This is a genomic window from Bowmanella pacifica (genome assembly GCF_014645355.1).
Lineage (GTDB): Bacteria > Pseudomonadota > Gammaproteobacteria > Enterobacterales > Alteromonadaceae > Bowmanella > Bowmanella pacifica.
In genome coordinates, this window is the sequence record NZ_BMLS01000001.1 from 426876 (window position 1) to 439941 (window position 13066).

The following is a 13066-nucleotide window of genomic DNA, read 5'->3' on the forward strand; positions in this document are numbered from 1 at the left end:
GCTCACAAATTCAATAACTACGCAGTAAAAATACAATACCCACAACGCAACCAAGCAGGATCAGCGCCCAGCCGGCAGAGAGTAAAAAATAGGGTTCAACATCATAGGGAACAGGAACAACGTCCATTTCACTGCCCCATACTTCCAATGTGATTAGACAGCTACTACCGAGCAACAAGAACAGAGCACAAAGCCCGGGAAAAGAAAAAACATTTCGTACCACAACCACCTCCTTGCTTATTACGAACAACGTTCACGGGGCTCTCCTTCCCCGCAGCCCTACCTGGCTGGCGCAGATAATACCTCCTCCAGGCATTGTTTGAAAAGTCCCATAGCGCACCTCATTTGCAATTCATCGCGTTGTGAATAACCCAGTATAAATCCGCTCACCCTGTTTCCGGTGAAATAGTGTTCTGATAAGCAGTTGAGCCTAAGGCCCATCAATGCAGCCCGCCGCGCTACCAGGGTATCCCAGGCAAGTCCGCTGGTGTGTTCGCCCTGCCACGGCTCGCGCAGATAAGTCACCAGATGCATGCCTCCTGCATTTTTCTCCCATTTCAACCAAACCGCCAGGTCATCCAGACCAGCCAACAAGGTATCGCGCTTAGCCAGATAAAAACGCCGCATTCTGCGCAAATGGCTGGCAAAGCCTCCCGCTGCCATAAATTCAGCCAATGCCGGCTGCATGCCTAAGGCTGAAGATGAACCCAGAAAATACTGGCTGTCTTTCAGTCTCCCGATCTGCTCGGGTGGTGCGACAATAAAGCCTAAACGCAACCCCCGGAACAGCACCTTAGAAAAACTCCCCACAAAAAAAGTCCCCTGCTGTCTGTCCAGTTGCATCAAAGGCACATGGGTGCGGCCCTGGTAAACAAACTCACTGTCATAGTCATCTTCAATTAACCACAGTCGCTTTCCCTGCTCTCGCATGAACTGTTGTTGCTCAAGCCAGGTCTGACGACGCTGTGGACTCATCACTATACCAAGGGGATACTGTCGATTGGGGGTGATCACCGCCATACCATGGCAGCTATCCGGTACTTGTGCGCCTTCGTCATCCAATGGCAAGGCATGCAGGGGTTTACCCAACAGCGTAAACAAAGACGCCATCTGCGCATAACAGGGGTTTTCCAGCCAAATGCCACTGCCAGGTTCAAGTAGTGCCTGCACTAAAATGGTCAGAGCATCCCGATTACCTGCCGTAATCAGTACCTGCTCGGCCTGACAATCCAGGCCCCGCAAGTCCCGCAGATATTCAGCCACCCGCTGTTTAAGCAAGGGCCAGCCACTGGGGTATTCCCCCATCATTAAGTCAGCATCCGGCTTGAGCCAACTGCGACGCAAACAGGACGCCCACTGGCGGGCGGGAAAGTTTTCCACATTGGCCACAGATTCAAAACCTAACATGGGTTTTTCCTGCTTAGGAGCATCCAATACAGGCAGGGGCTGCAAATCAATCACCGGCAGATTATGCGCCACAAACACTCCACGTTTTGGAGCGCTGAACAAGAAACCCTCGGCAATCAGATTATCGTAAGCCTTCAAACTGCTGGTACGGGATATTCCCAGTGCCTGCGCCAACTCACGGGAAGAAGGCAAACGCTCGCCTTTTTGCAAACGACCGCTGTGAATCAAGCTGCGCAGGGCATCCTGAAGTTGCAGATAAATGGCTTGCCGGGCTTGATGATCCAGGCTGATGGACAGGGTAGCAGCTGACATCTGGTATCTATAAATTTTATCAATCTGGATATTTTTAACACATCCAGAAAAGATAACCTAGCATCCTAACCGAACCAGCAGGACGCCAGAATGCAAGCTCCCAGTCAGAGAACACAGGTAAAGCGTGGCCGTAAGCGGGCCGACTATGATCCACAATTGGTTAAGCAGATTATTGACCAGTCTTTACTCTGCCATGTGGCACAAATCCACGATGGTTATCCTGTGGTCACCCCAACGTGTCACTGGCGCGACGGTGATATGTTGTACTGGCACGGCCATACCAGAGCCAGAAACCTGTACGCCAGTCAGGGCCAAAGTGTGTGTGTCAATATCAGTCAGTTGGATGATCTGGTCATGGCCAGAAGCGCTTTTCACCACTCGGTAAACTACCGCTCTGTTACCTTGTTTGGTGTACCACAGCTGATTGAGGATGAAAGCGAAAAACGTCGCCAGTTAGAATTATTTGTCGAGCGCTTATCTCCCGGCCGCTGGCAGCAGCTCAGACCAATTAACGAACAGGAAATGCTGCTCACCGCGGTGATTGCGATGCCAATTCACGAAGCGTCGGTTAAAGTGCGCGCCGCTCCTCCATCGGATGACGATGAGGATTATGGCTGGCCGGTATGGGCCGGGGTGATGCCCATTCAGCGTCAATGGGGCGACTTGCAACAAGACCCAAAACAAACCGAAGATAAGCGCTATCCTTTGCCGTCGAGCCCGGTTAACGGAGCCATATGATGCAAGCCAAGCAAACTATGACAATGGCGCAAGCCCGGCACGTTATGACCCACTTTCCCTTTGCCAGCATGATCAGTGAAAGCTGGCAGGTCAGCCAGTTGCCCTTTCTGCTGGATGAAAAAGAGATGGTGATTTACGGCCATCTGGCCCGTAATAATCCCCACTGCGAAGCCCTGGCGGGTCAAAAACAGCGGGTATTGTTTCGCGGTCCCCACGCTTATATCTCGCCAACCTGGTATCAACGCAAACCCGCCGTGCCAACCTGGAACTATGTCAGCTTGCAGGTATCGGGTCGCACAACCGAATTGAGCGAGTCTGCGGCACAGACCTGCATGGATAAACTGCTGGATAAATTTGAGCCGGGTCTTCGACAGGATCCTGAGCAGCTACCAAGCAGCTTTCGGCAAAAGCTCAATCAGGCCATAGTACATTTTCGCCTCGATATCGAGAGCTTCCATGGACAGATAAAGCTAGGCTTACATCGTCATGAGCTTGATCAACAGGGCGTTGATTTAGGGCTGGCCTGTTCATCACAACCACTCGCCCAAGCGCTGCGCACATTTACGCAATTTATGACCAATGCATAGGAGTTCCCATGTACGCCGTGATTTTTCGTGCCCGTATTGCCAACCTGGATGAGGAGTATGTCCGTCTGGCCGCCCAGTTAAGACAGCTCGCTTTTGAAAAATATGGCTGTCTGGATTTTATTGCCCTGTCCGAGGGGGAGCAGGAACTGGCTATTTCTTACTGGCCGGATGAAGATGCCATTGTCGCCTGGAAGGCTGACCCACTGCACCGCCATGCCCAGCAGCAGGGTCGTAAGCTCTGGTATCAGGACTATCAGGTACAAGTTGTTAAAGTCACCCGCCAGTACCCCGCTTTGCAATAGACCGGCGTTACCCTAAACAATGGTCACAAAATGTAACCACTTGTTTACATTTTGATCAGGCTGAATAACGGCAAAGCAAGCGGTCAACTTTTTCTAGCGCTGCACTTTTCTATACTTGGGCCTGACCGGCCGCCCTCAGCGGGCCCTGTCACCTCAACCTATCCCCAGGAACGATTGACAAGGAACGTCAACATTCATGGCCGTTTCTTGTCCGCTTAATTCGTTGTTTTCCAAGGATTTCTTGATTCATTATCAGACAAGGAAAGACAATGTTTAAATCGCAATACAGTAAACTCAGCATGGGCCTGTTGCTTGGCCTGTCCAGCCTTTGTGCCCAGGCCGATAGCAAAGCACCACAGCCAGCGGCCGACGCGCATCCACCCACACTGTCACAGTGGGTTAAGACAGCCCGTTATATTGTGCGTTTTCGTAGTGTTGCCCCATCTATCGGCATGCAGAAAAAAGGCACAGGACCGCAAGTATTTACTGATGGAAAGTTTGCCGACAACCAGGCCAAAGCGCTGCTGGAAAACGCCGGGGCTCAGGTACTGTTGAGTTTACCGGAGCATCATATGATGGCTGCAAACCTCAACCTCAAAGCCCTGAAAGCCCTAAGTGATAATCCGCAGATAGCCAGTATTGAGGAAGATCCCAGACGTTTCCCCATGGCCTAAACCACCCCATATGGTATCCCTATGGTACAAGCTAACCAGCTTAATCAATTGGACACCACTGCCAGAAAAGTGTGCGTAATAGATACGGGTTACAACCTTGGTCATCCGGATCTGCCAGATCAGAATGGTGGGGTAACCGGCCAGGCCAACAATAATCAAGTGGGAAACTGGTATAACGACGGCAATGGCCACGGCACCCATGTTGCCGGCACTATCGCCGCCCTGGATGACAGCCAGGGTGTGGTTGGTGTCTATCCCGGCGTGAACCTGCATATTGTTAAGATCTTTAATGACAGTGGCAACTGGACCTACGCGTCCGATTTGATCGCCGGTATCCAGCAATGTCAAAGCGGCGGGGCGAATGTGGTAAATATGAGCCTGGGGGGCAACAGTTCGTCTACCTCAGAACAAACCGCCATGCAGAACTTTGTTAATAACGGCATTATGCTTGTGGCAGCAGCTGGTAATGCGGGCAACAGCAGCTTCTCCTATCCGGCTTCTTATGATGCCGTAGTATCAGTCGCCGCAGTGGATGCCAGTGAAAGTCATGCCTCGTACTCTCAATACAATAGCCAGGTGGAACTGGCCGCCCCGGGCTCCGCCGTTTATTCCACTTACCCCACCAACACCTATGCCACCTTAAGCGGCACCTCTATGGCGTCACCTCATACTGCCGGTGTGGCCGCGTTGGTCTGGAGCTTCTTTCCAAGTTGCAGCAACGAAGAGATCCGTAATGCCTTGCAAGATACCGCTAAGGATAAAGGGACTGCAGGACGGGATAACTTTTATGGTTTTGGCTTAGTGCAGGCAAAAGACGCGGTAGATTATCTCAATACCTATGGTTGCACCGGTGACGGTGGTGGCGGCGGTGTGGTAGATCCCGTCAACGGCTCGGTGAATCTGGCCAGCACCAATGCCAATAATTGGCTGCGTTACACCTGGGATATCCCTGCTGCTGTAACACAAATGCAGGTCAGCATCAGTGGTGGTAGCGGCGATGCAGACTTATATATGCGTCATGCAAACGCCCCTACCTTGTACACCTTTGACTGTCGTCCCTACTTAGTTGGCAACAATGAAACTTGCACTTTCCCTGCGCCATCCAGTGGTACCTGGCACATCGGTGTGCATGCCTATAGCAGTTTTAGCAATGTGACGCTGAACTACCAATACTATTAATTGCCTTTAGCGGCCGGCATTAACCGGTCGCTTTCTATGCCGTGGCAAAGCGGCAGACGCCAGAATATCCATTGGACTCGAGTGAAGGTAGCACTTTACACTTTGCGCTAGTTCCCCATTGCTAATCCAATGAATCAGGATTGCGTTGATATACTGACAGAAGCAGCCCATGATAAAAATCACCGACGCCGACCTTGCGCACCCACAAGTACATGAACTACTGCGGCTGCATCTGGCTGGCATGCACCAAAACTCCCCGCCCGAACAGGTATTCGCGCTGGATTTATCTGCTTTTGAGCAAGCTGGGATCCAGCTTTATTGTGCATGGCAGCAAAATACGCTCTGCGGTATCGGTGCGCTCAAAGCACTGAATAGCCACGAAGGTGAAATTAAATCCATGCGCACCCACCCTGCATACCTGAAGCAAGGGGTTGCCAAGCAGTTGCTGGAACATATTATCAACCAGGCCCATCAGCGCGGATATCAGCAAGTCATGCTGGAAACCGGCTCAGGCCCAGCCTTTGAACCAGCCATCCGCTTATATCAGCGCTATGGTTTTAAAAGCGGTCCGGCGTTTGGCGACTACCTTGCAAGCCCGTTTAATCAGTTTTTATACCTGTCCCTGACAACCTAAGAACAGCAAAAGCCCCCCTAGCCCCCCTGCGTTCTAGCCGGGATTTTTTCAGGGAGGTGACTTAGTTGTCCCATTGCAGACGGTACCTTCAAACTCTTAGTTGTCGACTAGATGATGCTGAGCCTTAAGTTCAGCAATACGGTCAATATAGGCCTGGCGAATACAAGCCTGGTGATCGGTGGCTTTCCAGCATTCATCTCGCCCTTTTATCCAGCCCCTTTGCATTGCCTTAAGTTGTTGGTCATGCTGGCCACTTAAGGCCGCATCAAACACCCTTTGCATCTCACGATCCAGCGCCCCTAACTCAGGTTGTGCACAAATCATGGCCTCCGTACTGGCCGGTCGTACCTCGGTACAAGAAAATGCCGGCTCCTTGCTGGCGCGGGTGCGTTTTAGCATGTCAATCTGCTTATCAATATAACGACACCAGCGTGGATCGGTTAGCGCTGGCGTATCAGGCTTACCTCTGATCCCCAATCTAAACTCAATGGTCGATTGCCACTCCTGACTACCGATATCTGGTCCATGGCCTTGGTTATCGCCGGAATGAACGTAATTTTCGACATTTTGTGCCCACCCGGTGCCACACAATTCATCCGCGTTGGCCGGTGCAGGCGCATTATTCGGCTGTGATGCACAGCCCCCCAAAACTGACAACAAAACAACTACACATGCGTTCCTGGTTCGCAGGAGAGTGGTGAACATGATGTTTCCTTTTTCAATAAGTCTGTGACAGCCATACACAGTGGGTGTATAAGCCAGAGCCATCATACATAAAGGGAGAACACTAAGCTAAAGCGCAGCCTGAATTGCCAAAGGCCTAAACGAAAATGTCTTAAGGTAATGCAACAGCATTTATCCGGGGGCGCAAACTTCCTGTCATAGCAAGAGCCTAAACGCCTAACTCAAGGCCATAGGCTAACGCTGATATTCAAGGCGGCGCGGCATTGTCAGTTGCAGGTCAGCCCTCACCGTACGAAAGTACTAGAGCAAAATTTAAACATTAAAATAACAATAAATTCACCTTAAAATTACACAAACAGGGTGAATGATGACGATACTTAGACTTATCTTTTTGATATGTATGGGATTAATCAGCGGGTCTGTCAGCGCAGGAGCCTGGCAAAACAATCTGTCTGTGGGTGGTTTTAGCAAAGTACATATTTATACGCCGGATGGCCTCTCTTCTGTGGGCCAAGGTCGTGCTCTGCTGCTGGTACTGCACGGATGCACCCAGTCCATTGATGCTTACAAGACAGCGAATCTGGAGCAGGCCGCCGAAGCCCATGGCATGGTGATCGCCGTGCCAGATGCGGTCAATAAAGCAGGATTTGGTTGCTGGTCTTACTGGCAGGGTAGCAAGTCCCGCTCGGCCGGGGATTACAAAAACCTGATCAACCTGGCCAATATGCTCAGTAGCGACAACAGCTATCAAATTGACCCAGACCAGGTCTATATTGCCGGTTTATCTTCCGGTGCGGCTTTTGCCAACACCACCGCTTGTCTCGCCCCCGATGTATTTGCCGGTATGGGCATCAGTGCCGGCCCCAGTATTGGCACCAGCTCTAGTGGCGCCATCGGCAGCTGCGAATATGCGGATGTGGCGACTCGCTGTCAGCAATACGCAGGCAACTACAGTGGCGATCTGAATACACAGATAGCCTCTATTGCCCATGGCGATGCAGACACTACGGTTGACCAGTGCTACAACAGTCAAAATGCCGAAGGTATGGCCGATGTTTACGGGGTAGACGCCTTATCTGGCTCGCAGTTTATAGGCAGCGGCACCCGCACGGCCCAGGAGTACCAATGGCAAAACGGCCGGGTGGCTATGCTGTGGCTAAACGGCATCGATCACGCCTGGTCCGGTGGCCAGGGCGCGTCCGGTTCGTACATCAATGGCAATGGCATCAACTATGCCATGTATCTGGGTGAGTTTTTCTCAAATAACAATGCCAGGGTGAACCGAAACCAAGTACCGGTGGTATCCGGTCTTAACCTGGCCGTCAGCGGTAATCAGATTGCCATCTCCGGTCAGGTCAGCGATCCCGATGGCGTTGTCGATACCTTGCATGTTCAGGTAACCAGTGAACAGGGGAATTTGTATCAATACAGCACACAGGCGTTTAGCAATGGTGCCTTTAGCCTAACTACGGCTGCACTACCTGACGCCCTTTACTTTGTGAATGTGAATGCCACCGATGATGCGGGCGGCATCTCCCAGACCATCAGCGATTCAATACGCCTTGGCCCCCCACCGCCGGATACTGCCCCCACCCTGAGTAATCTGCAGGTGACGGTCAGCGGACAATGCGCCGATATCACCGGCGAGGTGATGGATAGCAACCAGAATCTTGCAAGCGTCGAAGCGACCTTCAGCACCGGCTTGGTCGTGGCACAAATCAATGGCACACAGTTTCAGGTATCCGCCTGCGACTTACCGGGGGGCCAACAAAGCGCAACGATCACCGCCACAGACACCACTAATCTTTCGGCGTCACAATCCCTTAGCTTTAGCGTAGACGCTGGCGTTAGCGCCGATCTTAATGCCCATATCAACGCCGGTAGGCTGGATTACACCAACTACGCCAACTGCTATCTGGAATACAGCAGTAATAGCTTCAAACTCAACGAAGTGGTCGTTACGGGCGAGCAGTGCCAGTGGCAGGACAATGACAATAGTTGTGCAGGGCCTGTTCAGGCATGCAGCGGCACAGATGACGGCGGGAATGGCAACCATAGCTGCGCCACTTATACCACAGCCAACTACTACCATAAGGTGGCAGGACGGGCTTACAGCAGCGGTAACTATTATCACCCGGACTACTTTGCCAGTGGCTCTGATGATCCATTAAGTGGTTCAACCTGGGGTAATAGCACCTTGTCTTCCCTCGACGGTGAAACCTGGTTTAACGGCAGTTGCCCGTAAAGGGTCTGTAACAACAGCTTCAGGCAGGCCAGTGCGCCGCCTGAAGCCCTACCTACGAGAATGAAGATACCACAACCTTCACTAGGTTGAAGCCTGGCCTGAGGGCATAAGCAGTTAGCCCTTGGCAGAAAAAGCTCTGTGGTACGTCACGCTTCCTTGCGGTAAATCGCCTTGAAGCACCAAGGCTTGAAAATAGTCGGCGGGCACCCCCTCAAGCACCAGGCCTTGTTGTGCCTTAAAACCAAAGCGATGATAGTAGCCCGGCTCTCCCAGCAACACACAGCCTTGCGCCTTTGCGTGCTTTAATTCTTGCATTGCAGCATTAATCAACATTGAACCAACACCTTTACCCTGCTTGCCGGGGACAACCGATACAGGACCCAAGCCATACCATCCCTCGGTGCCGTCAGAAATAGTCACAGGGGAGAGCGCAATGTGGCCGATGATGCTGCCGTTTTCCTCAGCAACAAGTGATAGTGATAATGCACCGGATTTACGAAGCGCATTAACAATAAACTGCTCAGTGTGATCGGTGTGCGGCGCATCAAGAAATGCAGCAACTGTCACGTCATAAATCCCCTGAATATCACTGGGTTGTTCTTTTCGTATCTTAATACTCAATCGAATGCTCCTGAAAACTTCACCCTGTTTACAAACAGCGTTTTGCCTTGCCGCCAGGCTGCACCTTGCTCAAACCTGACATTGGCAACTAATTCGCTGTTGCCCCAGCTTTTGGCTGCAAGGCCTGGCGCATTGCTTCTACACAACGCGGCTTATCTTTAATCCAAAGCGCATAACTTAAGGGGAACACCTCTATACCGGCGCGCTTAATCACTTTATAGGTATTAAGTTCGAAATAGTCTTCCCATGGGCCAGGAAAACCAATTAAATCGATGGCCAAATAGCGGTTCTCAGCTTTAACCAGCACGTCGATATAAGTTCCCAGCATGTCAAAGCCTCCCCAGCAATCCAAGCCAAGACTCTGCAAGGTATGCAGCACATCGGTCTGAAATTGGTCGGCCTGTTGTTCTGACTGATGTGCAAGAATAAAGCCGTCAATGGATGCCAGATATTGGCGCAGTAAATTATCTTTTGGGAGATGCTCTGATGCTACCGACTTGTACAGCTTAATCCTCTGTCTGGCCCGAGTCACCGCCACGTTAAACACATCTTCCTTGTTGAGGTACGCCGCTGCCCGCTTGCTGTCATTATCAATACAAACAGAAATAAGCATGATATCCCGCTCCTCGCCTTGAAAGCCAAAGGGCGTAGCCACTGTGATTTGATGCCGTTGGATATGCTCAAGTGCCAGGTGTTTTTCCACCAACGCGCTAAGATGGGCAGCCTGTTTGCTAAAAGGCGAGAGAATGCCGATGGTGCTTGGCAGTGGTAATTCGGCTTCTTTGTCGATAATACGCTGAACGTCCGCCAGTATGGCCTCGGCTTCCTGTGGGTTGGTTCCGGCATCGTTGCGCACGCCGCCAATATCAATAACCTCAATATGCCCGGTTGTGGAACAAGGCCGATGCTGCATAATTTTCAGTTGGCCACGGTAAAAATGGCTATTGCTGAAATGAATCAGCTCGGGCTGACTACGAAAGTGTTCATCCAAAAACGCCACCTGATTTTGCCTGGTGGCACTTAGCAGTGCCAAGTCCAGAATGCTTGAATCACGGTAACTTATGGCTTTGTCTGAGCCTTTTACAGCAAACTTGGCGGCAATCTCTTGCTGTTTGGCTCTGGCCAGAAAGGAATAATGTCGCAGCTGTTTTTGGTCCCCCACCACCAACGCGCGCTTAGCCCTGGCAAAGGCAGGCAACACACTTGAGATAGTGCATTGGGTGGCCTCATCAACTATAACCAGGTCAAACATCTCATGCGTCAGTGGCAGTACCCGATGCAGGGTATTCAGTGTCACTAACCACACCGGAAAGCCTTTTAATAACGAACCGAAGTCCGCCTGTGCAAAATATTCGGCTTGTTTTGACGATGTTCTGGCCCTGGATGCCCGGTTTAACGTCTGCACGGCCGCGCGATTTGATGCTAACAAAGCCGATATGGCCCGGGCTTTTTCGGCGCGCAGGTACTGAGTAGAAAGCAGCTCTTTATCTTCGACCCGCTGGTTAAAGTGCGTGGATATCTGCCAAAGCTGCTCCCCTTTATCAACCGCAGAGGCGTGCCACTTATGGGTAATTTTGTCCCACAGGCTGGCCTCACCGGTAACAAGCTTATGCGCCCTATAGCCATGCTTAAACGCCTGAGCGCTTAGTTTTTGAAGACGATGTTCATCACCCTCTATTGTGCCTATCAGGTTGTCCAATTGCGCCTTATAGTCATCTGCATGGACCGACTGAGTATGGTCGTGATACCCCGCTAAAAGATCGTCCAGATATTGTTTAAACTCCTTGAGCACCGCTTTTTGACCAACCCGAACATAGAGGTTATCCAGCCCAAAATCCCTGCTGAGTTTATCGGCAATAACATCCAGGGCCGTGTCTGAACTTGCGACAATCAGTACCGATTGTCCGCGGGTAAAATGTTCGGCGGCAGTGGCCGCAATGGTAAAGCTTTTGCCCGTACCGGGCGGGCCGGAAACTACCCCAAGGGATTCGCTGGCCGCGATTTCCAGCACATTTTTTTGCGCCCGACTCAGGGTGCCCGGCACCAGTCGATGATTCAAACTGATGGGCGTTTTTGCAACCGGCGCCTCTGCCAATAAGGCGTGTAACGGCGCAGATAACCTCTCCCGCCCCTGAAGCAGTGAAAGCTCATGTAACATGCCACGGCTACTGACCGAGCGCTCCACAAAGGCAAGACAAGAAACAGGTAGCAGGCTGGCATGCTTGCGCCGCATCGCACGGCCCACATCTTCCTTAGTGCCCAGTTTGGGGAATCTCAGACTCTCAAGGCAATTAAGCGAATAAGGGCTGTGTTCCAACAGACTCACCCAATACGAAGGATCGTAAAGTCTGTTGGCATCCACATCAGGTAAATCGGCCCCTTCGGGAAGCAATAATGCCAACAGCTCTTCATTCACCGACGCGCTACTGTCTTCAAGGCTAAAGTAATAGCCGTACTCATCAGATTCAATCTTGGCTTCGCTAATCACCAGCGGGCTGAATAAGGATAGGGTTTCACTGTCGCTTTGCAGTTTTCCGCTCACAAACAACGAACCGTGCAGCAGGACACGTTCACGCTGATAGATTTCAATGCGCTTAGCCAGGGATTCGCCAAACGCTGGATTAATAGGCGAGCGGTGCAGGTTAGCGGTTGCCACTTCATCCAGGCCGCTCAGAAACAGCAGGTCTTCTTTATTCAAACGCAGCAGATTGCGCAGGTTAAAATCGCCGGAGTCCTCCTTGAAGCACTCGGTGTAATATCCGATTAGTCCATTAATTTGCATGCTGATGGTACGGCTTGGGACGCATTATCAACAAAGTCTGCGTGAAAGGATCTGCGGGGTCAATTGGGGATAATGGCAAATCGCCAGAAAGGGGCATAATGACACCAGAGCTCTGCGGTGACACTTAGGGGGGGTGTTAATTAAGCCCAGTAATTAAGCCCAGGAACCGCCAATTCAGACAGCAGCGCATAGATAAAAGGGTGCGGCAAGCACTATCAATAAAGGGGTGCTAGTGGAGCCAATACAAACAGACCACAGCAAAAGGGCCAGGAGCGCTTTATTCTCCTGAACGATTTGATACAAGGACGTTATGACTGGAGACTGATTTCCTTTATCACTCTCGCGGGGTTGCCTCCAATAACAAGGTTATCACCGAAACTTTTAGTCACCACAGCCCCAGACGCTACCACCACATTATCGCCAAGTGTTACACCTGGATTAATCACCGCATGGCCACCTATCCAACAGTTATCACCTATGGTGATTGGCCGCGCGAATTCTAAACCGCCATTTCTCTCGATGGGGTCGATTGGATGCGTTGCGGTATATATTCCCACTTGAGGCGCAAGCAGACAGTTTTTACCAAATCTCACTTGTGCAACATCCAAAATCACGCAACCGAAGTTAGCGAAAAAGTTATCTCCAACATGAATATTGAAGCCGTAATCGCAATTAAACGAAGGCTCAATAAAGATATTGTCACCTGTCGTACCAAACAAACGCTTGATGATTTCGACACGTTGCTGTTCAGATACCGCAGAGGTCGAATTTAATTCCTCAGCCAGGAGCCTGGCGTTCAACCTTAGCCTGACTAATTCATCGTCACTGGGGTTATAGAGCTCACCCGCTAACATTTTTTGTTTTTCGGTCATAAAAGTGCTTATAACGAATGATAATAAAA

General features: G+C 51.1%; 13 protein-coding genes. 7 read left to right on the plus strand and 6 right to left on the minus strand.

All coding sequences use genetic code 11. From position 1 onward, the window contains the following. Positions 1-10: 10 nt before the first annotated feature. Both IEX02_RS01755 and pdxR read right to left on the minus strand, forming a co-directional pair. Positions 11-223 (minus strand): hypothetical protein, encoded by a 213-nt coding sequence (locus IEX02_RS01755; RefSeq protein WP_188689423.1) that lies wholly within the window; start codon positions 221-223, stop codon positions 11-13. 56 nt (positions 224-279) lie between these two features. After that, on the minus strand, positions 280-1719 hold the full coding sequence (gene pdxR, locus IEX02_RS01760; protein ID WP_188689426.1) for a MocR-like pyridoxine biosynthesis transcription factor PdxR: 1440 nt from the start codon (positions 1717-1719) through the stop codon (positions 280-282). A 90-nt stretch (positions 1720-1809) separates the two neighbouring features. Between pdxR and IEX02_RS01765 the strand changes: the two genes are divergently transcribed. From IEX02_RS01765 to IEX02_RS01785, 6 genes are all read left to right on the plus strand, one after another. Then, entirely contained in the window at positions 1810-2457 is a 648-nt protein-coding gene (locus IEX02_RS01765; protein WP_188689429.1) for a pyridoxamine 5'-phosphate oxidase family protein, read from the plus strand. Further along, positions 2454-3044, plus strand: coding sequence for an FMN-binding negative transcriptional regulator (locus IEX02_RS01770; protein WP_188689432.1), 591 nt, complete (start codon positions 2454-2456; stop codon positions 3042-3044). Before IEX02_RS01765 ends, IEX02_RS01770 begins: the two co-directional genes overlap by 4 nt. Before the next feature lie 8 nt (positions 3045-3052). After that, entirely contained in the window at positions 3053-3346 is a 294-nt protein-coding gene (locus tag IEX02_RS01775) for an antibiotic biosynthesis monooxygenase family protein (protein ID WP_188689436.1), read from the plus strand. Positions 3347-3615: 269 nt separating this feature from the next. Continuing rightward, on the plus strand, positions 3616-4020 hold the full coding sequence (locus IEX02_RS20540) for a hypothetical protein (protein ID WP_373284955.1): 405 nt from the start codon (positions 3616-3618) through the stop codon (positions 4018-4020). A 21-nt stretch (positions 4021-4041) separates the two neighbouring features. Next, a complete protein-coding gene (locus tag IEX02_RS01780; RefSeq protein WP_373284956.1) occupies positions 4042-5199 on the plus strand; it encodes a S8 family serine peptidase in 1158 nt (385 codons plus the stop codon). 169 nt (positions 5200-5368) lie between these two features. Beyond that, on the plus strand, positions 5369-5833 hold the full coding sequence (locus IEX02_RS01785; RefSeq protein WP_188689439.1) for a GNAT family N-acetyltransferase: 465 nt from the start codon (positions 5369-5371) through the stop codon (positions 5831-5833). 96 nt (positions 5834-5929) lie between these two features. Here IEX02_RS01785 and IEX02_RS01790 read toward each other — a convergent pair whose 3' ends face one another. Further along, positions 5930-6493 carry a lysozyme inhibitor LprI family protein gene (locus IEX02_RS01790; RefSeq protein WP_188689441.1) on the minus strand — a complete coding sequence of 188 codons (564 nt, stop codon included), beginning with the start codon at positions 6491-6493 and terminating at the stop codon, positions 5930-5932. A gap of 391 nt (positions 6494-6884) precedes the next feature. Here IEX02_RS01790 and IEX02_RS01795 point away from each other — a divergent pair, with 391 nt between their 5' ends. Then, positions 6885-8762: an extracellular catalytic domain type 1 short-chain-length polyhydroxyalkanoate depolymerase gene (locus tag IEX02_RS01795; protein ID WP_229701986.1), complete on the plus strand. Its 1878-nt coding sequence runs from the start codon at positions 6885-6887 to the stop codon at positions 8760-8762. A 114-nt stretch (positions 8763-8876) separates the two neighbouring features. On the opposite strand, the gene IEX02_RS01800 is transcribed toward IEX02_RS01795, so the two are convergent. From IEX02_RS01800 to IEX02_RS01810, 3 genes are all read right to left on the minus strand, one after another. Beyond that, positions 8877-9383: a GNAT family N-acetyltransferase gene (locus tag IEX02_RS01800; RefSeq protein WP_188689446.1), complete on the minus strand. Its 507-nt coding sequence runs from the start codon at positions 9381-9383 to the stop codon at positions 8877-8879. Positions 9384-9471: 88 nt separating this feature from the next. Next, the gene (locus tag IEX02_RS01805) at positions 9472-12165 is read right to left on the minus strand and encodes a DEAD/DEAH box helicase (protein WP_188689448.1); all 2694 of its coding nucleotides are present in this window, start codon (positions 12163-12165) and stop codon (positions 9472-9474) included. A 308-nt stretch (positions 12166-12473) separates the two neighbouring features. Then, the gene (locus IEX02_RS01810; protein WP_188689451.1) at positions 12474-13037 is read right to left on the minus strand and encodes a sugar O-acetyltransferase; all 564 of its coding nucleotides are present in this window, start codon (positions 13035-13037) and stop codon (positions 12474-12476) included. Positions 13038-13066 lie beyond the last annotated feature (29 nt).